The following is a 22,619-nucleotide window of genomic DNA, read 5'->3' as shown; positions in this document are numbered from 1 at the left end:
GATGACCTTGGGGGAGCTGCGGGAAGAAGTCTGGAACGCCCTCGCCCGCTACGGGCTTGCCCTCCACCCCACCCCGCCCCACGGCCACCACCCCAACTTCCTGGGGGCCAAAAAGGCAGCGGAGCGCCTCCTAAGGACCCCGGAGTTCCTGGGAGCGCGGCGGATCCTCGCGGGCATGGACGCCGTGCTCAAACCCTTGAGGGAGGAGGCCTTGCGCCAAGGGAAAGACCTCCTCCTCCCTCATCCGGACCGGCCGGGGAAGTTTTTGCTCCTGAAGGACCTGGACCCCAGGCGGCTCAAGCGGGTGCGGGAGGCCTACCGCTACGGGGTGCCCGTGGCCCTCGAGGCCCAGGCCATAGACCTCGTCCTCATCGGGGCGGTGGCGGTGGACGAAGAGGGGGGTTGGGTGGGGAAGGGCTACGGCTTTCCCCAAGCCTGGCTCAAGCTGGAGGCCCCCTTCGCCACCCTGGCCCACCCGGTGATGGTCTACCCCAAGCTCCCCGTTCCCCCCGAGCGCCGGGTGGACCTCATCGCCACGCCCCAGCGGCTCATCCGGCCCTAAGGCCCAGGATAAGCCCGCCCACGAAGCTCGCCCCGAAGGGCAGGTTATAGGTGAGGGTGGAAACAAGCCTCTCCCAAAGGCTCTTCAAGCCAGGCTGCTGGAGCAAAGGCTCCACGTCCCGCTGGATGCGGGTCCAGTCCACCTCCACGTAGCCCGCCTGGGCGAGGAGCTGTAGGCCCACGAAGAGAAGCCCCAAAGCGAGGGCGAGAAGGCGGCCCACCTTCTTCAAGGCATAGCCCACGGCATACCCCGCTAGGCCGCCAAAGGTCATCTGCCCGAGGTAAGGGGTGAGGTCGGGAAGCTCCACGCCTCCCACCCTAGCGGGGATGGCGCAAAAGGGCAACTATGCGAGGCCCAGGAGGTGGGCCTCCCGCTTCATGGCCTCCAACACGAAGGCCAGGTGCTCGTCCAAGGACACCCCCAGTTCCTCCGCCCCCATGCGGATCTCCTCCCGGTTTACCCCCTTGGCGAAGGCCTTGTCCTTGAACTTCTTTTTCAGGCTAGGGAGCTCCAGGCCCAGGATGGAACGGTCCGGGCGCACGTAGACCGCAGCGGCGATGAGGCCCGTGAGCTCGTCCACGGCGAACAGGGCCTTGGCCATAAGGCTTTCCCGGGGCACCCCGGTGTAGCTGGCATGGCCCAGGATGGCCTTTAGGACCTCCTCGGGGTAGCCGAGGCGCCTGAGCTCCTCCACCCCCCGGTAGGGGTGTTCCTCCGGGTACTTCTCGTAGTCCATATCGTGGAGCACCCCGGCCATGGCCCAAAGCTCCTCGTCCTCCCCGAAGCGGCGGGCGTAGGCCCGCATGGCCACCTCCACCGCCCGCATGTGCCGGCGCAAGGACGGACTCTCCGTCCAGGCCTCCATGAGGGCCAGGGCTTCCTCAAAGCGCGGCATGCCCTAAAGTATAGCCATGCGCATCGGCTACGGGGAGGATAGCCACCTTCTCGCCGAGGGCAAGCCCCTCTACCTCTGCGGCCTAGAGATCCCAAGCCCCGTGGGGGCCGTGGCCCACTCCGACGGGGATGCCGCCCTCCACGCCCTCACCGATGCCCTCCTCGCCGCCTATGGCCTCGGGGATATCGGCCTCCTCTTCCCCGACACCGACCCCCGCTGGCAAGGGGTGCGGAGCGAGGTGTTCCTGAAGGAAGCCCTGGCCCGGGTGGCGGGCCTAGGGGGGAGGCTCCTCCAGGTGAGCCTGGTCCTCACCCTGGACCGGCCCAAGCTAAACCCCCACCGGGAGGCCTTGGTGGAAAACCTTTCCCGCCTCTTGGGGCTTCCCAAGGACCGCATCGGCCTGGCCTTCAAAACCTCGGAGGGCCTCTTCCCTTCCCACGTCCAGGCCCGGGCCCTGGCGCTTTTGGATGGTTGAGGTCCTGGTCTGGCTCGGCACCCTGGTCTTCGCCGCCACCGGGGCTCTGAAGGGGGTGGAAAAGGGGTTTGACCTCCTTGGGGTCTTGGTCCTGGCCACGGTGACGGCGGTGGGGGGCGGCTCCATCCGGGATGTCCTGGTGGGCACCCTCCCCCCCACGGCCCTCACCAACGAGCCCCTCCTTTGGAGCGTGGTGGGGGTGGGGGTTCTGGTCTTCCGCTTCCACCCCCGGGTCGGGTGCAGGCCCTGGAGAAGCCCATCTACTACCTGGACACCCTGGGCCTAGGCCTCTTCGCCGCCTTGGGGGCGGAAAGGGGGCTGGGGGCGGGCTTAGGGCCTTTTGGCGTGGCCTTGGCGGGGACCCTTTCCGGGGTGGGGGGCGGGGTCTTGCGGGATGTGCTCGCCGGCGAGGTGCCGGGCATCCTCTACCGGGCGGGGGACCTCTACGCCTCCGCCGCCCTGGTGGGGGCTTTGGTGGTCTATGCCCTTCACGGAAGCCACCCCGGGTTCTCCCTCTTCGCCGGGGCCTTGGCCACCGTGCTCCTCCGGGTCTTCGGCAGGCGGCTTGGCCTCAGGCTCCCCACCCCGCGCTAGGGCCTACTTGAGCTTGGCCAGCTCCTGGCGAGCCCTTTCCTGGTCGTAGCGGTCGGCGGCGGTCCGGGCGGGGAGGGAAAGGGCAATCTCCAGCTGTTTTCGCGCCTCCTCCTTCTTGCCCCAGGCGGCGAGCACCTTGGCGTACTCCACCCGGTGGATGATCCCATCGGGCTCCAGCTCAATGGCCTTCCGCATCAAGGGCTCCACCTTGCCCCCGTCCGCCCCCTGGGTGGCGGCCACCAGCCAGCCCTTCTGCACCAGCTCAAAGTGCCAAAGGGCCAGGGCCACCATGGCCCCGGCGTGGTCGGGTTTGAGCTTCAGGGTCCGTTCCAGGTCGTTGCGGATGCGGGGGGCAAGCCCCTCGGAGAGGGCCTCGAGGATCCCCTTGTACTGGGAAAGCCGCCCCAGGGCCCTTGCCCGCTCAAAGTAGCCCTCCGGGTAACCCGGGTCCTTGGCGATGGCCTGGGAGGCGGCCTTCTCCGCCTTCTCAAACCAAGCCCGCTTCTCCTCCGGCTTGGCCTCGTAAAGGGCGTAGAAGCTCGCCCCCTTGGCCGCCAGGGCCAGGGCCTCGGGGGTGCCGAGCTTGAGGCCCATCTCGTAGGCCTCCTGGAAGCGCCCCGCATCCACCAAGGCCGCCACCTGGGAGGCCTGGGCCATGGCCAGGGTCAAGAGGGCCGAGGTTAGGATTGCCGTCCATCGCTTCATGGGTTTCACCCGGGGCGATTATACCGGGTATAAGACGGAGGGCGTAAACTGGAAGCCATGAGGCTTATTTGGGGACTTTTGGTCTTTATGGGCCTGGTTATTCCTCCCCAGGCCTTGGCCCAAGGGGCCGAGGAGTATTTCGCCCGCTGCCAGAGGCTCTACGACCAAGGAGCCTTGGAGAGCGCCCAGATGACCTGCGAGCTCGCCCTGGTGAGCGACCCCAACCACGCCCCAAGCCTCCGCCTCCTCGCCCGCATCGCCTTGGAAAGGGGGGAGCTGGCCCAAGCGGCCACCTACCTGGAGCGCCTAGGGGACGACCCCGAGGGCCTGGTCCTCAAGGCACGGCTCCTTTTGGCCCAGGGGAAGCCGGCGGAGGTCCTGCGCCTCCCCTTGGGGCGGGATCCGGAGGCGAGGCTGGCGAGGGCCTTGGCCCTCGAGGCCCTAAAGCGCCCAGAGGCCGCCCTGGCCGAGGCCCAAACCCTCCCCCCCACCCCGGAGGTGCGCCTCCTCCTGGCCCGGCTCCACCTGGAGCTCGGCAATCCCGAAGCGGGCCTCCTGGCCCTGGGCTCCACCCGGGAGGAACGGCTAGCGCGGGGACGCCTCCTTTTCCTGGTGGGGCGGCCCGGGGAGGCCATCCCCCTTTTGGAAAGCCTCCTCCCGGAGCTTGCGGAAAGGCCGGACCTCAAGGCCCAGGCCCTCTCCACCCTGACCCTGGCCTACCTGGGCCAAGGGGACTTCGAGCGGGGCCTGGCGGCCCTGGGGCAACTTTCCCAGGTGGAAAACCTCCCCGGGCGCTTCCTCGCCAAGGCCTGGCCCTGGCTTCTCGCCCTCCTCGCCTTCTTGGTCCTGGTCCTCCTGGGGGAAAGCCGCATAGAGCCCTTGCGCACCGTGGAGGTGGTGGAAAACCCCTTGCCAGGGCCGGGAAGCCTCTACCTCTTGGCCCTCCTGGCCCTCCTCTTGGCCCTGGGCTTCGCCGCCCTGATGGGCAAGCTCCTCTTCGCCAACCTCCTCGCCTTCCTCACCCCCTACCAAGGGGAAAAGGTGCTCCCAAGCCTCTACCTGGCCTACGGGGCCTTCCTCCTCTTGGGCCTCCTCTTCTGGCAAAGGAAGCGGCTACCCGCCCTCCTGGGCCCCTGGGGAAGCTGGGTGGAGGGGTTTTGGGTGGGGCCGGCCTTGGTCCTCCTCCTCTTCGCCTACGGCCTCCTGCGCCCCTTCCTCGGCCTATCCACCCTTCCCCTAAACCTCCTCACCTTCCTGGGCCTGGCCCTGATGGAGCCCTTCTTCCGCGGCTTGGTTCCCTGGGTCTTTAAGGAGCGCTACAAGGACCTCTCCCCCGCCCTTTCCGCCCTCTTCTTCGCCCTGGTGGTGCCGGGGCCCACCCTCCTCCTCCTCCTCGTGGGCGCCGGGCTTTTGTGGGCCAAGGAGCGGGCGGGGAGCGTCTTGGGCCTTGGCCTGGGCTGGGTGGTGGCGGGGGTGGTCCTCGCCCTCTTCCCCCCCGCTTGGCTGCGGCGCTTCTAGGATGCGCCCCGTCTTCTTCCTCTCCGACTTCGGCCTCGAGGACCCCTACGTGGGGGTGGTGAAGGCGGTCTTGGCCCAAAAGGCCCCCGGAATAGGGGTGGTGGACCTGGCCCACGACCTCCCGCCCCAGGACCTGCGCCGGGCGGCCTACGCCCTCTTTGAGGCGGTGCCCTACCTGCCCGAGGGGAGCGTGGTCCTAGGGGTAGTGGACCCCGGGGTGGGGACAAGGAGGCGGGCCATCGCCGCCTTGGGCCGGCGGGTTTACGTGGGCCCGGACAACGGCCTCTTCACCCTGGCCTGGCTCCTGGACCCGCCCCGGCGGGCCTACGCCCTGGAAGGGGTGGCGCCTCCCAGGCCCCAGGGCCTGGACCCCTTACCCGGGTGGCGCCCCGGGGCGTTCACCTTCCACGGCCGCGACCGCTTCGCCCCCGCCGCCGCCCACCTGGCCCTGGGGCTTCCCCCGGAGGCCCTGGGGGAGGAGGTGCCGGTGGAAAGCCTCCAAAGGCTTCCCCTGGCCCTCACCCCGGGGCCGGAAGGGGAGATCCTCACCTTTGACCGCTTCGGCAACGCCATCACCACCCTCCTCCAGGCCCCTTTGGGGGGATGGGTGGAGGTGGCGGGGCGAAGGGTACCCATCCGCCGCACCTTCGGCGAGGTGGAAGTAGGGGAAGGGGTGGCCTACTTGGGAAGCGCAGGGCTTTTGGAAATCGCCCTCAACCGGGGAAACGCCCGGGAGGCCTGGGGCCTAAAGGAGGGCCTGCCCGTGCGCCTCACAGGTCCTTGAACCAGGCCTCCACCTCGGCCAGGTACTCCCGGGCGGTGAAGTCCAGGCTCACGGGGGTGACGGAGATGTACCCCTGGCGCACCGCCCAAAGGTCCGTCCCCTCCTCCTCCTCCCCCACGGGGGTGCCGGCGATCCAGTAGTAGGGCTTCCCCTCGGGGTCAAGCCGTTCCACCACGGTGTCCTCAAAGTGGTGGGTGGAAAGCCGGGTGACCTTGACCCCCTTGGGCGGGCGGGCGGGGAAGTTCACGTTGAGGAGGACCCCTTTGGGCAGGCCCTTCTCCGCCACCCGGCGGGCGATCCTTACCGCATGGCGGGCGGCCTCGGCGAAGTCCAACTCCTCCCCGGAGGTGTCCAGGCTGAAGGCGATGGCGGGGATGCCCAAGGAGGTGGCCTCGAGGGCCGCCGCCACCGTACCCGAGTGGGTGAGGTCTAGCCCCAGGTTCACCCCGATGTTGATGCCGGAAACCACCAGGTCCGGCCGGCCTAGAAGGTGCACCCCCAGGACCACGCAGTCCGCCGGGGTGCCGTCCACCCGGTAGGCGGGGATCTCCCCAAAGCCGGCGCTTTGCGTGTGCTTGAAGCGCAAGGGGCGGCGCACGGTGATGCCGTGGCCCACCGCCGACTGCTCCACGTCGGGGGCCACCACGTACACCTCGCCCAGGGCCCGCATGGCTAGGCCCAAGGCCTTGATGCCCGGGGAGAAGATGCCGTCGTCGTTGGAAACGAGGATGCGCATGCCCTAAGCCTAAAGCAAAGGAAGCCCCCAAGGGGGCTTCCTTTGGCCATCCTCCTTTAGATGCGGCGGACCTTCTTGGCCTGGGGGCCCTTGCCGCCCCGGCCCGGCTCCACCTCAAACTCCACCCGCTCCCCCTCGTTCAGGGTGCGAAACCCTTCGGCCTCGATGGCCGAGAAGTGCACGAACACGTCCGGACCCTCTTCCTGCTGGATGAACCCGTAGCCTTTTTCCGCGTTGAACCACTTAACGGTACCCTTCTTCATGCTTCTCCTTCATCCCGAAAACCCACTTGGCTTTCCAGGGACTCCCCACTATCCCACGGGGGGAGGAAAAAGTCAAGCCCCCCCAGGGAACCCCTGGGGAGGCCTGGCCCACGCCTAGTGGGAATGCCCGCCCTCGTGCACGTGGCCGTGCAGGAGCTCCTCGGGGGTAGCCTCCCGCACCTTCACCACCTCCACCTGGAAGTCCAGGTCCTTGCCCGCCAGGGGATGGTTGAAGTCAATGGTGACCTCCTCCCCCTGGACCTCCACCACGGTGAGGGGCATGGGGTTCCCCTCCATGTCTTGGGCGTAAAACTGGGCCCCCGGGGCCACCTCAGCGTCCTCGGGGAAGGCGGAGAGGGGCACCACCTGCACCCCTTCCGGATCGTGGGGGCCGTAGGCCTTCTCCGCCGGCACGTGGGCCTGGAAGGCTTCGCCCTCCTCGCGGCCCTCCAGGGCCTCCTCGAGGCCCCGGATGAGGTTGCCGTGCCCGTGCAGGTAGGAAAGCTCCCCCTGGTCCAAAACCTCCCCCTCCACCTGGAGGGTGTAGCGAATGGTGACCACCTTGTCCTGTCCTACTTTCATGTTCACCCTTCCGCAAGCTTGGGGCTTGCTCCTTTCAGGTTAGCAGATGCCCCCCGCCAAGGAAACCCCTATAGTGAGGGTATGCGGGTGGAAGGGGTCATCGGCAAAACCCCCGTGGTGCGCCTCGCCAAGGTGGTGGAGCCGGGCATGGCCGAGGTCTGGGTGAAGCTGGAGGGGCTAAACCCAGGGGGCTCCATCAAGGACCGCCCCGCCTGGTACATGATCAAGGACGCCGAGGAAAGGGGGATCCTAAAGCCGGGCTCGGGCCAGGTAATCGTGGAGCCCACGAGCGGCAACACGGGCATCGGCCTCGCCATGATCGCCGCAAGCCGGGGCTACCGCCTCATCCTCACCATGCCCGCCCAGATGTCCGAGGAGAGGAAGCGGGTCCTAAGGGCCTTGGGGGCGGAGCTCGTCCTCACGGACCCGGAAAGGCGGATGCTGGCGGCCAGGGAGGAAGCTCTCCGGCTTAAGGAGGAGCTGGGGGCCTTCATGCCCGACCAGTTCAAAAACCCCGCCAACGTGCGGGCCCACTACGAGACCACGGGGCCCGAGCTCTACGAGGCCTTGGAGGGGCGCATAGACGCCTTCGTCTACGGCTCGGGCACGGGGGGGACCATCACCGGGGTGGGGCGCTACCTCAAGGAGCGAAACCCCAAGGTGAAGGTCATCGCCGTGGAGCCCGCCCGCTCCAACGTCCTCTCCGGGGGGAAGATGGGGCAACACCAGTTCCAGGGCATGGGCCCGGGCTTCATCCCCGAGAACCTGGACCTAAGCCTCCTGGACGGGGTCATCCAGGTGTGGGAGGAGGACGCCTTCCCCCTGGCCCGCAGGCTCGCCCGGGAAGAGGGGCTTTTCCTGGGGATGAGCTCGGGGGGCATCATCTGGGCCGCCCTTCAGGTGGCGCGGGAGCTCGGCCCCGGCAAGCGGGTGGCCTGCATCAGCCCCGATGGGGGGTGGAAGTACCTCTCCACCCCCCTCTATGCCGAAACCTAGCGGCGCACCACCTGGGCGTCCTTGGGATAGCGCTTGAGCTGGGCGGGGGTGAGGCTTGCCCGCTTGAACTCCACCACCTTGAGGTCCGCCAAAACCTTCCCCCCCTCGTCCAGGAAGAGGAAGCGCAAAGGCCTTGGGTCCGCCTTCAGGACATAGAGCTCCAAGCGGGCGAAGCCCTGGCCCTCCTTGGCCTCGCCCACGAGCTTCCAGGCCACCCCTTCCGGCAGGCGCTCCTCCCCCGCCAGGCGGAGGTTTACCCGCTCGCTCAGGGCCTTCAGGTCGCCCAGGCCCTGGGGGCTAAAGCCCAGGCCCTGCACCTGGGCCTTCTCCTTGGGGCTGATGACGAGCTGGTTGGTGAGGTAGAGGTAGTTCCAGACCTCCTTCTCGGTGACCACGGTAAAGTTCCCCTCCAAGGAGCCCGGCTTGAGGAACTCTATGCGGTAGAGCTTCTCCTTGGGCAGGGCGTAGACCCGGGCCTGGAGGGTTTCCCGACCCCCTGGGCCCTGGATCTCCCCCTGCACCAGGGCCTGCCAGGGTTCGGCCAGGTTTTTCTCAACCAGGTCCAGGATCTGCGGGACCGACTGGGCCCAAGCCAGGGCCAAAAGGGCGAAAAATCCGAGGATCGTCAGGGCTCTTTCCTTCACGGCCACCTCCAAGCGTAGCGGACCCAGGCGTAGGGGGCCTTCCCGTAACCCGCCTCGAGGCCCAAGTCCCCAAGCCACACCACGAAGCTACCCGCCCACGGGTAGGAAAGGGTGAGATGGAGGCTAGCCTCCCCTAAGTAAAGCCCCGCCTCCAACCGGTTCACCCCGCCCAGGCGGAGGAGGAGGTCCAAAACCTCCCCTCCCTCCCCCACCTCCCCCTTCAGGCCCAAAAGGGCGTAGGGCCCGGGGGAAACCCCTAGCCCCAGGGTGTAGGCGGCCTCCTGCCGGAAGGCGTAGCTCCCTTCCAGGCGAAAGCCCCCTTCCCAACCCGGTTGCAGGCCGAAGGAGGGGGGGCGGGGAGGGGTGTTCTTTGCCACCTCCAAACCCCAGACCTCCCTAGGGGTGGCCCGGTAGCGCAGGGAAAGCCGCCCGAAAAACCCCGCCTCGGGGAAAAGGGGAAAAGCCCCTTGGGGCCTGTACCCAAGCCGCCCCTCCGCCGCCAAGGGTCCCGCCCCTCCCTCCAGGAAAAGGGCACCCCCCAGGCCCCCCTCCCCCACCTCCCCTTGGGCCCCATAGGCCAGAAAGCCCAGAGGCCCCAAGGAAAGGTTCCCCAGGTAGCCCAAGGCCCCCCGCCCGGGTTGCCCCCTCAGGTAAGCCTCCCCTTCCCCAAGGGCGAAGGCGGCCTCCAGGGCCGGGGTTACCCCGCCGGGGGCCCCGTAAAGGCCCGCCTCGAGGCGCCCCTGGGCCAAGGCCAGGGAAACGAGGAGAAGAAGCACCACCCCCCTCATACCGCCACCTGCCTCTGGAAGCGGGCCGAGGCCAAGAAGAGGACCAAAGCGGAGAAGAGGGCCAAGGCCAAGAGGTGGGGCCAAAGCACCCCAAGGCCCACCCCTTTGAGCATCACCCCCCGCAGGACCTCAATGAGGTAGCGGGCGGGCACCAGGTAGGAAAGCATCTGGAAAAGGCGGGGCATGCCGTCTATGGGGAAGACGAAGCCCGAAAGGAAGATGGTGGGAAAGGCATAGGCGTAGGTGCCGAAGACCGCCTGCACCTGGGTGCGGGCCAAGGTGGAGATCAAAACCCCCGCCGCCAAGGAGCCCAACACGAAGAGGAACATGGCGAAGAGCAGAAGGAGGAGGCTTCCCCGCACCGGCACCCCAAAAACCCAGTGCCCCAGGGCCAAAACCAAGATGGCCACGGCAAAGGCGATGACCAGATAGGGCAGGACCTTGCCCAGGACCATCTCGTGGGGGCGCAAGGGGGAGGCCAAAAGGCTTTCCATCATGCGGCTTTCCGCCTCCCGGACGATGGAGAGGGCGGTAAGGAGCACGGTGAACATGGTGAGGACCAGGCCGATGATGCCGGGGATCATGAACCAGGCGGTCTTGTTGTCCGGGTTGTAGAGGGTGTGGAGGGTGGGGCTCAAGGGGGGCAAGACCGCCTCCCCGGAAAGGGCCCGGCCCACCAGGATGCGGGCGTTCACCTCCTGGATGGCCTTGCGCAAGGCGGCCTGGGCCTGGAAGGCGAAGTTGGGGTCGGTGCCGTCCACGTAGACCTCCAGGTTCACGCTCTCCCCCCGGCGCACCCTTTCCAAGGCCCCTGGGGGCACCACCAGGCCCACCCGGGCCTGGCCCCGGTCCACCGCCCTCACCACCCCCTCGGGGCTTTCCGCCCTCACCGCCAAATGGAAGCGGTTTTCCCGGGTGAGCTCCGCCAAAAGGGTCTGGCTGATGCGGTCCTGGGAGGCGTCGTACACCGCCAGGGGGATGTTATCCAGGGTGAAGTTGATGGCGTAGCCGAAGAGGAGGAGCATCAGGGTGGGCAAAAGGACGATGAGCCGCGGGAGGACGTGGTCCCGCCGGATCTGCAAAAACTCCTTTTCCGCTAGGGCGAGGATGCGGCTCATGCTTCCCCCTTGGTGTAGACCAGGAAGACGTCCTCGAGGGTGGGCTCGGTGGGCGTGGCGGGAAAGGGCGGGACCACGCCCTTCCGCAGGATGAGGCGCACCCCGTGGCCGCTGGGCCAGGCGTCCCAAACCCCTTCCACCCGCCTCGCCTCGGCCAAGGTCACGGGGGCGAAGTAGAAATCCGCCCGCCCCCGGGCCTCGGCCTTGAGCTCCTGCGGCGTGCCCAGGGCCAGGACCCGCCCGGCGAAGAGGAGGGCCAGGCGGTGGCAACGCTCCGCCTCGTCCATATAGTGGGTGGTGACCAAGACCGCCGCCCCCCGTTCCGCCTCCTGGTGGATGAGGTCCCAGATGGCCCGGCGGGACACGGGGTCAAGCCCCGTGGTGGGCTCGTCCAAGAAGAGGACCTCCGGGCGGTGGACCACCGCCTGGGCCAAGGCCAGCCGTTGCCGCCAGCCCCCGGAGAGGTGGCCCGCCAGGGCCTTGGCGTAGGGGAGAAGGCCAAAGCGCAAAAGGGCCTCTTCCGCCAGGGCCTTCGCCTCCCTTGGCCGGTAAAGGCGGGCGCGGAAGCGGAGGTTTTCCTCCACGGTGAGGTCGCGGTAGACGCTTTGCTCCTGGGTGGCGTAGCCGATCCGGGCCTTGACCGCCCAAGGCTCCCGCAACACATCTAGCCCCGCCACCACCGCCCGCCCCCCATCGGGGCGGAGAACCCCGGTGAGGACCCGCACCAAGGTGGTCTTCCCCGCCCCGTTGGGGCCCAAAAGGCCGAACACCTCCCCTGGGCGCACGGAAAGGCTCACCCGGTCCAGGGCCTTGAGGCTGCCGAAATGCCGCGTCACCTCCTCAGCGTGCACCATAGCGTCCCTCCAGATACCCCCGCACGTAGGCCTCCCGGTCCAAGGGCAGGCGCACCCCCAAAACCTCCCCCAGGAGGAAGCGGGCGAAAAGGGGACCCACGAAGGCCAGGGCCAGCTCCTCGGGGGGCTCGTCCGGCCGCAAAAGGCCCGCCTCCTGTTTGGCCCGGAAAAAGCCCACAATCCTTCCCAAAGCCAGCCCGAGCCCCCTCGGGGGGCCTTCCGAAAGGAGCTCGGGGTGGCGCAACAACTCTGCCAAGAGCTTGGGCAAAAGAACCTGATGGGCCTTGAGAAGCTCCAGATAGGCCTCCAAGAGGGCGGAAAGCCCCTCTGCCAAAGGGGCCCCTTCCTCGGGAAGCCGCTCCAGGAAGCCCTGAGGGAAGAAGGCGACCACGGCCTTCCGGAACAAAGCCTCCTTGCTCCCATAGCGGCGGAAAAGGGTCACCTCGCTCACCCCCGCCCGCCGGGCCACCTCCTTGGTAGTGGCCCCGCGGTAGCCCCGCTCCGCCAAAAGCTCCAAAGCGGCCTGGAAGAGGCGGGCCTCGAGGGGGTCGGCTTCCGTAAGTAAGCGCATACTTGCAGGGCAAGGCTACCCCAGGCCCAAGGCGCCGTCAAGGTATACTGGACCCGGAGGCAGCATGAACCTACTAGACCGCCTGGGGCGTCTCATCCGCGCCAACCTGAACGAGCTCTTGCGCCGGGCCGAGGACCCGGAGAAGATCCTGGAGCAGGCCCTCTTGGACATGAAGGAAGCCCTCAAGGAGGCCCGGGAACAGGTGGCAGCGGCCATGGCCGAGGCCAAGCGCCTGGAGCGGGAGGTGGAAAGCCACGAGAAGGAGGCCGCCCTCTGGGAGGAAAAGGCCAAGGAAGCCCTTAGGGCCTCCCGGGAGGACCTGGCCAAGGAGGCCCTGCGGCGTAGGAAACGGGCTTTGGACCTGGCGGAGGGCTTCAAAGCGCAACTCGCGGAGCACCGGGCCCTCACCGAGCGGCTCATGACCCAGCTCAAGGCCCTGGAGGCCAAGATTGACGAGGCCGAGGCCAGGAAGAAGCTCCTTTTGGCCCGGAAGAAGGGGGTGGAGGCGGCGGAGGCGGTGCGCCGGATGGAGTCCCGCTTGGACAGTCACCCCGCCCTCGAGGCCTTTGAGGAGATGGAGGCCCGCATCCTGGCCCTGGAGGACCGGCACGAGGCCCTAAAGGCCCTGGACGGCCAGGACCTGGAGAAGGAGCTCGCCGCCTTGTCCGGGGAAAAAGAGCTGGAGGAGGAACTCCTTCGGCTCAAGCGGGAGTTGGGCCAAGGCTAGCCGGGCCCCAGAACCTAAAGTGTTGGCCAGCCCACGGCGGGAAGCGGGGTAAACTCCCTAACATGAGGCGGTCCCTTATGGCCCTCTCCCTCCTCCTCGCCGCCTGCGCCCCCCAGGTGACCCAGGCCCCCGAGGCCCGGCCTTTCCTCCGAAGCGAGGCCTTCTACCCCACCGCCACGGGGCTGGAGTGGGTCTACGTGCCCGAGGGGGAGCCCCTCTCCTCCCCGCCCTACCGGGTACGGGTGGAGGGCCCCGCCCTCTACGAGGGCCAGGAAGCCCTCCGCTTCCGCGCCTATGGCCGGGGGGAGGACCGGGTCTACTACCGCCAGGTGGGGGCCTTCGGCGTGCGGCTTCTCGGCTTCCAGGACCCCTCGGCCCGGGTGGTCTTCACCCCGCCCGTCCTGGAGTACCCCCCGGAGGGCCTCCTCGCCCCGGGCTACCGCTGGGGGGGAAGGGTGGAGGTGAAGGTGGAGCTCCTCTCCCCCACAGGCCGGGAGCCTTTGGCCCAAGGCCGTCTGGACTACAGCATGGAGGTCTTAGAGGAACGGGAAGTGCGCCTTCCTGCGGGGAGTTTCCGCATCCTGCGCATCCGCCAGGTCTACCAGGACCAGGCGGGCCAGACCGCCTACGAGGTCTGGTTCGCCCCCCGGGTGGGGGAGGTGCGCACCCGGGAGGGGCGCATCCTGGTGGAGCGCAACTTCCAGTGAGGTGGGTATGGTCCTGGATAGGGTAAACGACCCCGAAGACCTGAAGCGGCTTAGCCTGGAGGAACTCCAGGAACTAGCCGAGGAGATCCGGAGCGAGATCATCCGGGTCACGGCGCAAAACGGCGGGCACCTGGCAAGCTCCCTGGGGGCGGTGGAGCTGATCCTGGCCCTACACCGCGTCTTCCACTCCCCCAAAGACCGCATCCTCTTTGACGTGGGCCACCAGGCCTACGCCCACAAGTTGGTCACGGGGCGGAAGGACCGCTTCCACACCCTGAGGCAGGAAGGGGGCATCTCCGGCTTCACCAAGGTTTCCGAGTCCGAACACGACGCCATCACCGCTGGCCACGCCTCCACCTCCTTGGCCCACGCCCTGGGCATGGCCATCGCCCGGGACCTCCAGGGGGAGGACTACCACGTGGTGGCGGTGATCGGGGACGGGGCCCTCACCGGGGGCATGGCCCTTGCCGCGCTGAACAAGATCGGGGAGCTGCAAAAGCGGATGCTCATCATCCTGAACGACAACGAGATGAGCATCTCCGAGAACGTGGGGGCCCTCAACAAGTACTTCAAAGAGCTCCAAATTAGGAAGTGGGTCCACGACATGGAAAAGCTGGGGAGAAACGTCCTAGAGCGCATCTCTCCCCAGCTTTTTGGCCTGGTGGACCGGGCGAAGGAAGCGGCCAAGCTCATCCTCCACCAGGAAAACCCCTTCTACGCCTGGGGCCTGCGCTACATCGGCCCCGTGGACGGCCACGACCTGAAGGGCCTCGTGCACATCCTGGAGCACCTCAAGGCCCTGGAGGGCCCCACCCTTCTCCACGTGGTCACCAAGAAGGGCAAGGGGTACAAGGTGGCGGAGGCCGACCCCATCTACTGGCACGGCCCCCCAGGGTTTGACCCCAAGAAGCCGGAGAAGGTTTCCAAGGGCTACTCCTGGAGCCAGGCTTTCGGGGACGCCGTCACCGAGCTCGCCCACCTGGAGCCCAGGCTCTTCGTCATCACCCCGGCCATGCGGGAGGGGTCGGGGCTCGTGCGCTACTCCCTGGAGCACCCCGAGCGCTACCTGGACGTGGGCATCTGCGAGGACGTGGCGGTGACCACGGCAGCGGGCCTGGCCCTAAGGGGCATGAAGCCTGTGGTGGCCATCTACTCCACCTTCCTGCAACGGGCCTACGACCAGGTGATCCACGACGTGGCCATAGAAGCCCTCCCCGTGGTCTTCGCCATAGACCGGGCGGGCATCGTGGGGGCGGACGGGGCCACCCACCACGGGGTCTTTGACATCGCCTACCTGCGCACCATCCCCAACCTGCAGATCGCCGCCCCCAAGGACGCCCTGGAGCTTCGGGCCATGCTGAAGAAAGCCCTGGAGGTGGGAGGCCCCGTGGCCATCCGCTACCCCCGGGACAACGTGGAAAGGGCCCCGGAAGGGGTGTGGCCGGACATCCCTTGGGGGAAGTGGGAGGTGGTGAAGGAGGGAAAGGAAGCCTACATCCTCGCCTTCGGCAAGACCCTGCGGTACGCCCTCGAGGCCGCAGGGGACGACCCCCGGGTGGGCGTGGTCAACGCCCGCTTCCTCAAGCCCCTGGATCGGGAGATGCTGCGGCGGCTCGCCCGCTACAAGCTCCTCACCGTGGAGGACCACCAGAGGATGGGTGGCTTTGGGAGCGCCGTTCTGGAGGCCCTTAACGAGATGGGCCTAAAGCCCGAGGTCAAGGTCTTGGGGCTTCCCGACCGCTTCTTTGAGCACGGGACCATCCCGAGCCTGCACCGCCAGGCGGGCATTGACCCCGAAGGGATCCGCCGGGCCCTGGCGGAGATGGGCCTCGCCCCCGTCCATGAACGGGCCTGAGCGCCTGGCCTTCGCCGCCAACCTTTACCGCGTGGAGGCGGAGGGGGGCTACTTCCTGGTGGACGCCGGGCTCCCTTGGGAGGCGGGGAAACTCCTCTCCCTCTTAGGTTCCCCGCCCCTTTTCCTCTTCCTCACCCACCACCACCTGGACCACGCCGGGGGGGCGAGGGCCCTTTGGGAGCAGTATGGGGTGCCCGTGTTCGCCCACCCCCTGGAGTGGCCCTACCTCACGGGAGAAAAGCCCCGCCCGCCCCTTCCCATCCCCCTCCTGGGCCGCCGGCTCGCCAACCTGGCCCCCCCTCTCCCCAAGGAGGCCCTCCGCCCCGCAGAGGAAGGGACGGCCCTTGCGGGCTGGCGGGTGGTCCACCTCCCCGGCCACACCCTGGGGCAGGTGGGGCTCTTCCGGGAAGGGGTGCTTTTGGCGGGGGACGCCTTAAGGGGCAAGGGCCTCCCGCCCCGCTTCATCAACGAGGACCACGCCCTGGCGAAGAGAACGGTGCGCAAGATCCTGGACCTGGGGGCCCAGCGGGTCTACCCCGGCCACGGGGAGCCGCTTCCCAGGGAGCGGGTGGAGGCCTTGGCCCGTAAACTGGGGGTATGAGAAAGCTCGCCGCTTTAGGGCTCTTCCTCCTTGGAGCCTTGGCCCAGGAGGTGGTGGTCTACCCCGGTTTTGCCGAGGTGAAGGAGCCCGTGCTCCTTCCCCCTTCCGCCTGGGTGTACCTGGCGGGGGAAAAGCTTGGCCGCATGGTGCCGGGCTCGTTGCGCCTCCTCGGGGTGGAGGAGGAGGAAAGGCTTTTCCAGGGTACGGCGGTGCTTTTCCGCTACCGGGGGGAGGGGAGGGCCTGGCTCCGCTATCTCTACACCGGGCTTTCCGGGGAGGTCTTCTACACCCTCGAGGAGGGCAGGCTCACCGCCTGGGCCAGGCTTCGGCTGGAAGGGGAAGCCCTGCCGGCGGAACGCCTCGTCCTTCTGGCGGGGGAGGTGAACCTCCTTCCGGCCAAAGCCCTCCCCGAAGCCGCCTTCCGCACCTTCGGGGAAGCCCAGGAAAGCCCCTTCGGCCTCTTCCGCTACGAGCTTATGCCGAGAAAGCTTCTTCCCGGCACCACGGAAATCCCCTTCCGAAGGGCCGAGGTGGCCCCCACCCGGCTCCTCCGCTACCAGGGCCCCTTCCGCACCGAGGCCTCCATCCCCCTGGAACGGGGCTACCGCTTCAAAGCCCCCTTTCCCTTGGCCCCTGGGGCCTTGGAGGTGGTGGAGGAGGGCCTTTTCCTGGGCCAGGGCCGCCTTCCTGCCACCCTCGAGGGCAACCAGGCCGAGATCTGGCTTGGGCAGGACCTGAGGGCGCGCCTTGGGCGCGCCGTCCGCCTCCTCGCCCAGTCGGAGAAGGAGGCCACCTACCTGGTGGAAACCCGCCTGGAAAACCCCTATCCCTACCCCCTCACCCTATTCCTTGCGGAAACCTTTCCCAAACCCTTCCGCCTGGACTTCCCCGGGGCCACCCTCCTGCCCGAGGGCTACCGCCTGGAGCTTCCCCTAAACCCTCACGAAGCCAAGACCCTCACCTACCGCCTCACCCTTCCCCGCTAGGGACACCTGCCCTTCTCCCCTGTCCTAGGCTAAGGGCATGAAGCCCGACCTCCACCGCTTCCCCCTCTTGGTGGCCTGGGAGATGACCCGGGCCTGCCTCCTCGCCTGCCAGCACTGCCGGGCCTCCGCCGTGCCCGAACCCCTCCCCGACGAGCTCTCCACCGAGGAGGGCCTTAAGCTCCTCCGGGAACTCGCCACCTACACCCCCAAGCCCATCCTCCTCCCCACCGGGGGCGACCCCCTGGCCCGCCCCGACCTCTTCCTCCTCCTGGAGGAAGCCCAGCGCCTAGGCCTCAAGGTGGGCATCACCCCCGCCGTCACCCCGAGGCTCACCCGGGAGGTGGTGGCCCGCTTCCGGGAGCTCGGCGTCCACCAGATGGCCATTTCCCTGGACGGGGCAAGCCCCGAGGCCCACGACGGCTTCCGCGGGGTGCCGGGCACCTTCGCCCTGGCCCTAAAGGCCCTGTCCTGGGCCCAAGAGGTGGGCCTCATGACCCAGGTGAACACCACCGTGACCCGGCGCACCGCAAGGGAGCTTCCCGGGATCGCCGAGATCCTGGCGGAAAAGGGCGTGGCCACGTGGGAGGTCTTCTTCCTGGTGCCCGTGGGCCGGGGAGCCTTGCTGGAGCAACTCTCCCCCGAGGAGTACGAGGAGGTGATGCACCTCCTCTACGACCTCTCCCGCCTTTACCCCTTCAAGGTGCGCACCACGGAAGGCCCCATGTTCCGCCGCCTCGTTCTAGAGCGCCGAAGGAGGGAGGGGGGAGAGGACGGGGCCTTGGTGGGGGAAGGGCGGGGCGTCCACCTTTCCGATGGCTTCGGCTTCGTCTTCGTGGCCGCCAACGGGGAGGTCTACCCCTCGGGCTTCCTCCCCATTCCCGCCGGAAACGTGCGGGAAAAGCCCCTTTTGGCCATCTACCGCGAAAGCCCCCTCTTCCAGGCGCTACGCAACAAAGCCCTGCTCAAGGGCAAGTGCGGGGTTTGCGAGTACCGGGAGATTTGCGGGGGTAGCCGGGCCCGGGCCTATGCGGAAACCGGGGACTACCTGGCCTCGGACCCCCGTTGCGCCCACATCCCCAAAACCTGGGGACAAATGCCCCTGGCGTAGGCCGGCGCAGTCCTCCTATCCTGGAGCCATGCGGCGCCTTTTGCCTCTTATTTTCCTCGCCGGCCTATTCGCGCTCGGGCAAAGCCCGGGGGCCAAGCTCTACTCCGCCAACTGCCAAAGCTGCCACCAGGCCACGGGCCAGGGCATCCCCGGGGCCTTCCCGCCCCTCACCCACCTGGACAAGGTGGTCCAGGCCAAGGGGGGCCGAGAGTACCTCATCCGGGTGGTCCTCTACGGCCTCCAGGGCCCCCTCGCCGTGGAAGGCAAGGCCTACAACGGGGTCATGCCCCCCTTCCGGCAGCTGAAGGACGAGGAGGTGGCGAACCTCTTGAACCACGTCCTCACCACCTTCGCCAAGTCCAAGGCCAAACCCATCACCGCCCAGGAGGTGAAGGCCCAAAGGGCCAAACCCCTCTCCCCGCAGGAGGTGCTCAAGTCCCGTCCCCCGGTCAAATAGACCGGTGTAACTCCCTCCCCCCGGGGCCCCTTGGCCCCGGGCCCTTTTAGCTCACCCGCTCCACCCGGATCAGGTTGGTGGTCCCCCGCACGCCAAAGGGGACCCCGGCGGCGATGACCACCCGCTCCCCCACCTGAGCCAGGCCTAGGGCCTTCACCTCCCTCAGGGCAATCCGCACCATGTCGTCCGTGTCCTCTGGGTCCGGGGCCAGGCGGGGCAGGACGCCCCAGACCAGGGCCAGTTGCCGCTTCACCTCGGGGCTTGGGGTGAGGGCCAGGATGGGCACCTGGGGCCGGGTGCGGGCCACACGCCGGGCCGAGCCCCCGGTGGCGGTGAAGACCACCACGGCCCGGGCCCCCACCGCCTCCACGATGTCGTCCGCCGCCTGGGCGATGGCGTCTTGGGTGGTGGGGGTGGGTGCGGGGCGGAGCACGTTGAGCTTCTGCAAAAACTCCGGGGAAGCCTCCACCGCCCTGGCGATGCGGGCCATCATGGCCACCGCTTCCACGGGGTACGCCCCGGCGGCGGTTTCGGCAGAAAGCATCACCGCATCCGAGCCGTCAAAGATGGCGTTGGCCACATCCGAGGCCTCCGCCCGGGTGGGGCTTGGGTTTTGCACCATGGACTCCAGCATCTGGGTGGCGGTGATCACGGGCTTCCCGGCGGCGATGCACCTCAGGATGAGGCGCTTTTGCACGATGGGAACCTCCTCCAGGGGCATCTCCACCCCCAGGTCCCCCCGGGCCACCATGATGCCGTCCGCCTCCTCCAGGATCTCCTCAAAGCGCTGCACGGCGGAGGGCTTCTCAATCTTGGCCATGAGCTTGGCCCGGGAGCCGTAGCGGGAAAGGTAGTGCCGGGCGAGGAGGAGGTCGTCCCGGGTGCGCACGAAGGAAACCGCCACCCAGTCCACCCCAAGCTCGGCCCCCAGGGCCAGGTCCTGGATGTCCTTCTCGGAGAGGGCGGGGATGGAAAGGTCGGCCCCGGGAACGTTAATCCCCTTGTGGTCGGAGAGGACGCCCCCCACCTCCACCACGGTGTGGATCTCGTCCCCCTCCACCCTCTCCACCCGGAGGCGGATCCGGCCATCGTCCAGGAGGAGGGCCTGTCCGGGAACCACATCCTCGGGCAGGCCACGGTAACTGATGGAGACCTGGGTCTCGTCCCCCTCCACGGGCCTCCGGGTGAGGACGAAGGCTTGGCCCGCCTTGAGCTCCACCCGCCCTTTCTTGAAGCGGCCCACGCGGATCTTGGGGCCTTGGAGGTCCTGGAGGATGGCCAAGCTCTTGTCCAGCTCCTCCTCCACCTCCCGCACCAGGGCCACCCGCTTCCCGTGGTCCTCCGGGGTGCCGTGGCTGAAGTTCAAGCGGAAGACGTCCACCCCCGCCTCCGCCATGGCCCGGATCACCTCCTTGGTGCTGGAGGCAGGCCCCAGGGTAGCCACGATCTTGGTGCGCTTAAAAGGCCCCATAACCGAGGTAGCGGGCCGCCCCGCCCAGGGCCTCCTCAATGCGCAGGAGCTGGTTGTACTTGGCGAGGCGGTCGGAGCGGGAAAGGGAGCCCGTCTTGATCTGCCCGGCGTTCACCGCCACCGCCAAATCGGCGATGAAGCTGTCCTCGGTCTCCCCCGAGCGGTGGCTGATCACCGCCCGGTAGCCGGAGCGCTGGGCCAGGCGGATGGCCTCGAGGGTCTCGGAAAGGGTGCCGATCTGGTTCACCTTGACCAGGATGGCGTTGGCCACCCCCCGCTCAATGCCCTGGCGAAGCCGCTCGGGGTTGGTGACGAAAAGGTCATCCCCCACGAGCTGCACCCGGTTGCCCAAGGTTTCCGTAAGAAGCCGCCACCCCTCCCAGTCGTCCTCCGCCAGGCCGTCCTCAATGGAGCGGATGGGGTACTTCTCCACCCAGGAGGCCCAGAAGGCCACCATCTCCTCGGAGGTGAGGACCTTCCCTTCCCCTTCCAGGTGGTACTTGCCGTCCCGGTAGAACTCGCTCGCCGCCGGGTCCAGGGCCAAGGAAACCTCCTCCCCTGGGGTGTACCCCGCCCGCTCAATGGCGAGGAGGAGAAGCTCCACCGCCTCTTCGTTGCGCTTTAGGTCGGGGGCAAAGCCCCCCTCGTCCCCCACGTTGGTGCTGTAGCCCCGCTCCCGCAAAACCCCCTTGAGGGCGTGGAAGACCTCGGCCCCCATCCGCAAGGCCTCGGCGAAGCTTTCCGCCCCGGCGGGAACCAGCATGAACTCCTGGAAGTCCAGGCGGTTGTCCGCGTGCTTTCCCCCGTTGATCACGTTCATGAGGGGAACGGGCAGGACCACCCCTTGGATCCCACCCAAATAGCGGTAAAGGGGTAGCCCCAAAGCCTCCGCCGCCGCCCGGGCGGTGGCCAGGGAAACGGCCAGGATGGCGTTCGCCCCCAGGTTGGCCTTGTTGGGGGTGCCGTCCAGCTCCAGCATGGCCCGGTCCACCCCTTCCTGGTCCAAGGCGTCCCGGCCGATCAGCTCGGGGGCGATGCGCCCCTCTATGTTCTCCACCGCCCGGCGCACCCCCTTGCCCAGGTAGCGCCTCCCTCCGTCCCGAAGCTCCAAGGCCTCGTGGGTGCCCGTGGAGGCCCCGGAGGGCACCATGGCCCGGCCCCGGGCACCCCCTTCCAGCTCCACCTCGGCCTCCACCGTGGGAAAGCCCCTGGAGTCCAACACTTCCCGCGCCTTGACGCTCACGATCGTGGTCATGGGTTTCCTCCTGCGGCGTGGAAGCGTTTCACGCCTCCTTGGCCCTTAGCTTACACCCTCAAGGGAACCACCACCGCCTGGTACCCTCCTTCCTCCGCCGGGCGCACCAAGCTCGGGCTCGTGGCCCCGGAAAGCCAGAGGGCGGCCTGGCCCGAGATGGGCCCTAGGGCCTCGAGGAGATACCGGGCGTTGTAGGCCACGGCGAGGGGCGTTCCCTCCAAGGCCACGGGAAGCTCCTCCTGGCCCTTGCCGTAGTCCCCTTCAGCGGACAGGAGGACCCGCCCTTCCTGGAAGAAGAGGTCCACCCGGTGGTTCTGCCTGTCCGCCAGAACGCTCACCCGCCGCAAGGCCTCGCGGAAGGCCTCGGCCTCGAGGGTGGCCTTTAGGGGAAACTCCTTGGGGATGACCCGCTCGTAATCGGGGAACTCCCCCTCCATGAGCCTCACCGCCAGGCGCACCCACCCCTCCCCTTCCCGCACCGCCAAGCCCAGGGTGCCTGGGCCCAGGGCCAAGACCACCTCCCCATCCCCCACCCCTTTGAGAACCCGCGCCACCTCGTCCACGCTGCGGGCGGGGACCACCGCCTTCTTCTGGAAGGGCTGGGGCCTTTCCAGCTGGTAAAGGGCCAGGCGGTAGCCGTCCGAGGCCACGCTCCGCACCCCCCTTTCCGAGAACTCCAGCTGGACCCCGCGGAAGATGGCCCGGTACTCCTCGTGGCTTGCGGCGTAGCGCACGTGGGTAAGGGCACGGAGGAGGTCTTCCACCGGCAAGGCGGTCTGCCAAGGGTACGCCTCGGAAGGGCTAGGCTCGGGGAAGGAAAGCTCGGGGTAGCCCTCGGTGGGGGCCAGGGCGAGCCGGGTACGGAAGGTGCCGGACACCAGTTCCAGATCACCCCCCAAGACCAGCTCCACCTGCTCCCCGGGGAGGCTTCGGACCAGTTGGAAAAAGGGCTGGGCGGGCACCAGGTAGCGCCCCTCCCCCTGGACCTCGGCCGGGAGGCCGGCCTCGAGGTCCACCTCCCCGTTGCTCCCGAAAAGCACCAAGGCGTCTTGGCCCAAAGCAAGGCCCAGGTAGGTGAAAAGGGGGTTGGAGCTACGCGAAGGGATGACCCTCTCTAGGAAAGAGAGGCGTTCAGCCAGCAGGTTTTTGGGAAGGACTACACGCATTACCCGTTCCTCCTTTTTCTGCTACTACGACTTTCTTTTTTTAAAGACTTAAAAGGATCGTAGTCGTAGTAGTAGGGCCTGTGGATATGTGGATAAGAGGGTAAAAACCGCGTCCTGTACGGAAAAGGGCTTGTGGATAACTCCTGTGGATAAATGGCCCTGGCCTGTGGATAAGGTGTGGATAACTGGCCAGTTATCCAC

General features: G+C 67.8%; 26 protein-coding genes and 1 pseudogene. 13 read left to right on the top strand and 14 right to left on the bottom strand.

Features of this window, described 5'->3' with window-relative positions; translation table 11 throughout:
- Position 1: 1 nt before the first annotated feature.
- Entirely contained in the window at positions 2-562 is a 561-nt protein-coding gene (locus tag L0C60_RS07240) for a 5-formyltetrahydrofolate cyclo-ligase (RefSeq protein WP_234506859.1), read from the top strand.
- Here L0C60_RS07240 and L0C60_RS07235 read toward each other — a convergent pair.
- Together L0C60_RS07235 and L0C60_RS07230 are read right to left on the bottom strand one after the other, a co-directional pair.
- Positions 549-869 (bottom strand): FUN14 domain-containing protein, encoded by a 321-nt coding sequence (locus L0C60_RS07235; protein WP_234506861.1) that lies wholly within the window; start codon positions 867-869, stop codon positions 549-551. The two genes, L0C60_RS07240 and L0C60_RS07235, sit on opposite strands and share 14 nt — an antisense overlap.
- Positions 870-905: 36 nt before the next feature.
- On the bottom strand, positions 906-1,457 hold the full coding sequence (locus tag L0C60_RS07230; protein ID WP_234506862.1) for an HD domain-containing protein: 552 nt from the start codon (positions 1,455-1,457) through the stop codon (positions 906-908).
- 16 nt (positions 1,458-1,473) lie between these two features.
- Between L0C60_RS07230 and ispF the strand changes: the two genes are divergently transcribed.
- Together ispF and L0C60_RS07220 are read left to right on the top strand one after the other, a co-directional pair.
- Entirely contained in the window at positions 1,474-1,932 is a 459-nt protein-coding gene (ispF, locus tag L0C60_RS07225) for a 2-C-methyl-D-erythritol 2,4-cyclodiphosphate synthase (protein ID WP_234506864.1), read from the top strand.
- A pseudogene (locus L0C60_RS07220) lies at positions 1,925-2,526 on the top strand (trimeric intracellular cation channel family protein). Before ispF ends, L0C60_RS07220 begins: the two are co-directional and overlap by 8 nt.
- A gap of 3 nt (positions 2,527-2,529) precedes the next feature.
- Here L0C60_RS07220 and L0C60_RS07215 read toward each other — a convergent pair.
- Positions 2,530-3,231, bottom strand: coding sequence for a tetratricopeptide repeat protein (locus L0C60_RS07215; RefSeq protein ID WP_234507175.1), 702 nt, complete (start codon positions 3,229-3,231; stop codon positions 2,530-2,532).
- A 57-nt stretch (positions 3,232-3,288) separates the two neighbouring features.
- Between L0C60_RS07215 and L0C60_RS07210 the strand changes: the two genes are divergently transcribed.
- Positions 3,289-4,749 carry a tetratricopeptide repeat protein gene (locus L0C60_RS07210; RefSeq protein ID WP_234506865.1) on the top strand — a complete coding sequence of 487 codons (1,461 nt, stop codon included), beginning with the start codon at positions 3,289-3,291 and terminating at the stop codon, positions 4,747-4,749.
- Position 4,750: 1 nt separating this feature from the next.
- Positions 4,751-5,533, top strand: a complete 783-nt coding sequence (locus L0C60_RS07205) for an SAM hydrolase/SAM-dependent halogenase family protein (protein WP_243092632.1) — start codon at positions 4,751-4,753, stop codon at positions 5,531-5,533.
- Here the strand turns inward: L0C60_RS07205 and surE are convergent.
- The 3 genes from surE to L0C60_RS07190 all read right to left on the bottom strand — a co-directional run bounded on the left by surE (position 5,520) and on the right by L0C60_RS07190 (position 7,114).
- Complete coding sequence (gene surE, locus L0C60_RS07200; RefSeq protein ID WP_243092631.1) at positions 5,520-6,269, bottom strand: 5'/3'-nucleotidase SurE; 750 nt, start codon at positions 6,267-6,269, stop codon at positions 5,520-5,522. The genes L0C60_RS07205 and surE overlap by 14 nt on opposite strands.
- Positions 6,270-6,325: 56 nt before the next feature.
- Complete coding sequence (locus tag L0C60_RS07195) at positions 6,326-6,532, bottom strand: cold-shock protein (protein WP_016330342.1); 207 nt, start codon at positions 6,530-6,532, stop codon at positions 6,326-6,328.
- A 114-nt stretch (positions 6,533-6,646) separates the two neighbouring features.
- The gene (locus tag L0C60_RS07190; protein ID WP_071676999.1) at positions 6,647-7,114 is read right to left on the bottom strand and encodes an FKBP-type peptidyl-prolyl cis-trans isomerase; all 468 of its coding nucleotides are present in this window, start codon (positions 7,112-7,114) and stop codon (positions 6,647-6,649) included.
- Positions 7,115-7,195: 81 nt separating this feature from the next.
- Here L0C60_RS07190 and cysK point away from each other — a divergent pair, with 81 nt between their 5' ends.
- Entirely contained in the window at positions 7,196-8,110 is a 915-nt protein-coding gene (gene cysK / locus L0C60_RS07185) for a cysteine synthase A (protein ID WP_243092630.1), read from the top strand.
- Here the strand turns inward: cysK and L0C60_RS07180 are convergent.
- From L0C60_RS07180 to L0C60_RS07160, 5 genes are read right to left on the bottom strand one after another with little or no spacing between them, the layout of a single operon-like run.
- The gene (locus L0C60_RS07180) at positions 8,107-8,754 is read right to left on the bottom strand and encodes an outer membrane lipoprotein carrier protein LolA (RefSeq protein WP_234506874.1); all 648 of its coding nucleotides are present in this window, start codon (positions 8,752-8,754) and stop codon (positions 8,107-8,109) included. The genes cysK and L0C60_RS07180 overlap by 4 nt on opposite strands.
- Positions 8,751-9,542, bottom strand: a complete 792-nt coding sequence (locus L0C60_RS07175) for a hypothetical protein (protein ID WP_234506876.1) — start codon at positions 9,540-9,542, stop codon at positions 8,751-8,753. Before L0C60_RS07175 ends, L0C60_RS07180 begins: the two co-directional genes overlap by 4 nt.
- Positions 9,539-10,660, bottom strand: a complete 1,122-nt coding sequence (locus L0C60_RS07170; protein ID WP_234506878.1) for an ABC transporter permease — start codon at positions 10,658-10,660, stop codon at positions 9,539-9,541. Before L0C60_RS07170 ends, L0C60_RS07175 begins: the two co-directional genes overlap by 4 nt.
- The gene (locus L0C60_RS07165) at positions 10,657-11,514 is read right to left on the bottom strand and encodes an ABC transporter ATP-binding protein (protein ID WP_243092629.1); all 858 of its coding nucleotides are present in this window, start codon (positions 11,512-11,514) and stop codon (positions 10,657-10,659) included. Before L0C60_RS07165 ends, L0C60_RS07170 begins: the two co-directional genes overlap by 4 nt.
- Positions 11,501-12,085: a TetR/AcrR family transcriptional regulator gene (locus tag L0C60_RS07160; RefSeq protein WP_234506882.1), complete on the bottom strand. Its 585-nt coding sequence runs from the start codon at positions 12,083-12,085 to the stop codon at positions 11,501-11,503. The genes L0C60_RS07165 and L0C60_RS07160 overlap by 14 nt, the downstream gene beginning before the upstream one ends.
- A 64-nt stretch (positions 12,086-12,149) precedes the next feature.
- On the opposite strand from L0C60_RS07160, the gene L0C60_RS07155 reads away from it, so the two are divergent.
- From L0C60_RS07155 to L0C60_RS07125, 7 genes are all read left to right on the top strand, one after another.
- Positions 12,150-12,812, top strand: coding sequence for a PspA/IM30 family protein (locus L0C60_RS07155; RefSeq protein WP_234506884.1), 663 nt, complete (start codon positions 12,150-12,152; stop codon positions 12,810-12,812).
- 62 nt (positions 12,813-12,874) lie between these two features.
- Positions 12,875-13,519: a hypothetical protein gene (locus L0C60_RS07150; protein WP_234506887.1), complete on the top strand. Its 645-nt coding sequence runs from the start codon at positions 12,875-12,877 to the stop codon at positions 13,517-13,519.
- A gap of 7 nt (positions 13,520-13,526) precedes the next feature.
- Positions 13,527-15,374, top strand: coding sequence for a 1-deoxy-D-xylulose-5-phosphate synthase (gene dxs / locus L0C60_RS07145; RefSeq protein WP_234506889.1), 1,848 nt, complete (start codon positions 13,527-13,529; stop codon positions 15,372-15,374).
- Positions 15,361-15,975, top strand: a complete 615-nt coding sequence (locus tag L0C60_RS07140) for an MBL fold metallo-hydrolase (protein WP_234506891.1) — start codon at positions 15,361-15,363, stop codon at positions 15,973-15,975. Before dxs ends, L0C60_RS07140 begins: the two co-directional genes overlap by 14 nt.
- Positions 15,972-16,961, top strand: a complete 990-nt coding sequence (locus L0C60_RS07135) for a DUF4139 domain-containing protein (RefSeq protein WP_234506893.1) — start codon at positions 15,972-15,974, stop codon at positions 16,959-16,961. Before L0C60_RS07140 ends, L0C60_RS07135 begins: the two co-directional genes overlap by 4 nt.
- 37 nt (positions 16,962-16,998) lie before the next feature.
- Positions 16,999-18,069, top strand: coding sequence for a TIGR04053 family radical SAM/SPASM domain-containing protein (locus L0C60_RS07130; RefSeq protein ID WP_234506895.1), 1,071 nt, complete (start codon positions 16,999-17,001; stop codon positions 18,067-18,069).
- A 28-nt stretch (positions 18,070-18,097) separates the two neighbouring features.
- The gene (locus L0C60_RS07125) at positions 18,098-18,526 is read left to right on the top strand and encodes a c-type cytochrome (protein ID WP_234506897.1); all 429 of its coding nucleotides are present in this window, start codon (positions 18,098-18,100) and stop codon (positions 18,524-18,526) included.
- A 46-nt stretch (positions 18,527-18,572) separates the two neighbouring features.
- Here the strand turns inward: L0C60_RS07125 and pyk are convergent, their stop codons facing one another.
- From pyk to dnaN, 3 genes are read right to left on the bottom strand one after another with little or no spacing between them, the layout of a single operon-like run.
- On the bottom strand, positions 18,573-19,997 hold the full coding sequence (gene pyk, locus L0C60_RS07120) for a pyruvate kinase (protein ID WP_234506899.1): 1,425 nt from the start codon (positions 19,995-19,997) through the stop codon (positions 18,573-18,575).
- On the bottom strand, positions 19,984-21,252 hold the full coding sequence (gene eno / locus L0C60_RS07115; RefSeq protein ID WP_243092628.1) for a phosphopyruvate hydratase: 1,269 nt from the start codon (positions 21,250-21,252) through the stop codon (positions 19,984-19,986). The genes pyk and eno overlap by 14 nt, the downstream gene beginning before the upstream one ends.
- A 50-nt stretch (positions 21,253-21,302) precedes the next feature.
- Complete coding sequence (dnaN, locus tag L0C60_RS07110) at positions 21,303-22,418, bottom strand: DNA polymerase III subunit beta (RefSeq protein WP_234506903.1); 1,116 nt, start codon at positions 22,416-22,418, stop codon at positions 21,303-21,305.
- Positions 22,419-22,619: the final 201 nt, after the last annotated feature.

The organism is Thermus hydrothermalis (genome assembly GCF_022760925.1).
Classification (GTDB): Bacteria; Deinococcota; Deinococci; order Deinococcales; family Thermaceae; genus Thermus; species Thermus hydrothermalis.
The sequence above is the reverse complement of the archived record's forward strand: the minus strand, read 5'-3'. Positions and strand labels throughout refer to the sequence as shown.

Coding starts and splice junctions, on each gene's coding strand:
- pyk (WP_234506899.1), bottom strand. CDS start 19,997: ATGGGGCCTTTTAAGCGCACCAAGATCGTGGCTACCCTGGGGCCTGCC.
- eno (WP_243092628.1), bottom strand. CDS start 21,252: ATGACCACGATCGTGAGCGTCAAGGCGCGGGAAGTGTTGGACTCCAGG.
- L0C60_RS07175 (WP_234506876.1), bottom strand. CDS start 9,542: ATGAGGGGGGTGGTGCTTCTTCTCCTCGTTTCCCTGGCCTTGGCCCAG.
- L0C60_RS07205 (WP_243092632.1), top strand. CDS start 4,751: ATGCGCCCCGTCTTCTTCCTCTCCGACTTCGGCCTCGAGGACCCCTAC.
- L0C60_RS07160 (WP_234506882.1), bottom strand. CDS start 12,085: ATGCGCTTACTTACGGAAGCCGACCCCCTCGAGGCCCGCCTCTTCCAG.
- L0C60_RS07150 (WP_234506887.1), top strand. CDS start 12,875: ATGAGGCGGTCCCTTATGGCCCTCTCCCTCCTCCTCGCCGCCTGCGCC.
- L0C60_RS07230 (WP_234506862.1), bottom strand. CDS start 1,457: ATGCCGCGCTTTGAGGAAGCCCTGGCCCTCATGGAGGCCTGGACGGAG.
- cysK (WP_243092630.1), top strand. CDS start 7,196: ATGCGGGTGGAAGGGGTCATCGGCAAAACCCCCGTGGTGCGCCTCGCC.
- surE (WP_243092631.1), bottom strand. CDS start 6,269: ATGCGCATCCTCGTTTCCAACGACGACGGCATCTTCTCCCCGGGCATC.
- L0C60_RS07140 (WP_234506891.1), top strand. CDS start 15,361: ATGAACGGGCCTGAGCGCCTGGCCTTCGCCGCCAACCTTTACCGCGTG.
- L0C60_RS07240 (WP_234506859.1), top strand. CDS start 2: ATGACCTTGGGGGAGCTGCGGGAAGAAGTCTGGAACGCCCTCGCCCGC.
- ispF (WP_234506864.1), top strand. CDS start 1,474: ATGCGCATCGGCTACGGGGAGGATAGCCACCTTCTCGCCGAGGGCAAG.
- L0C60_RS07135 (WP_234506893.1), top strand. CDS start 15,972: ATGAGAAAGCTCGCCGCTTTAGGGCTCTTCCTCCTTGGAGCCTTGGCC.
- L0C60_RS07170 (WP_234506878.1), bottom strand. CDS start 10,660: ATGAGCCGCATCCTCGCCCTAGCGGAAAAGGAGTTTTTGCAGATCCGG.
- L0C60_RS07195 (WP_016330342.1), bottom strand. CDS start 6,532: ATGAAGAAGGGTACCGTTAAGTGGTTCAACGCGGAAAAAGGCTACGGG.
- L0C60_RS07190 (WP_071676999.1), bottom strand. CDS start 7,114: ATGAAAGTAGGACAGGACAAGGTGGTCACCATTCGCTACACCCTCCAG.
- dxs (WP_234506889.1), top strand. CDS start 13,527: ATGGTCCTGGATAGGGTAAACGACCCCGAAGACCTGAAGCGGCTTAGC.
- L0C60_RS07215 (WP_234507175.1), bottom strand. CDS start 3,231: ATGAAGCGATGGACGGCAATCCTAACCTCGGCCCTCTTGACCCTGGCC.
- L0C60_RS07165 (WP_243092629.1), bottom strand. CDS start 11,514: ATGGTGCACGCTGAGGAGGTGACGCGGCATTTCGGCAGCCTCAAGGCC.
- dnaN (WP_234506903.1), bottom strand. CDS start 22,418: ATGCGTGTAGTCCTTCCCAAAAACCTGCTGGCTGAACGCCTCTCTTTC.
- L0C60_RS07130 (WP_234506895.1), top strand. CDS start 16,999: ATGAAGCCCGACCTCCACCGCTTCCCCCTCTTGGTGGCCTGGGAGATG.
- L0C60_RS07155 (WP_234506884.1), top strand. CDS start 12,150: ATGAACCTACTAGACCGCCTGGGGCGTCTCATCCGCGCCAACCTGAAC.
- L0C60_RS07125 (WP_234506897.1), top strand. CDS start 18,098: ATGCGGCGCCTTTTGCCTCTTATTTTCCTCGCCGGCCTATTCGCGCTC.
- L0C60_RS07210 (WP_234506865.1), top strand. CDS start 3,289: ATGAGGCTTATTTGGGGACTTTTGGTCTTTATGGGCCTGGTTATTCCT.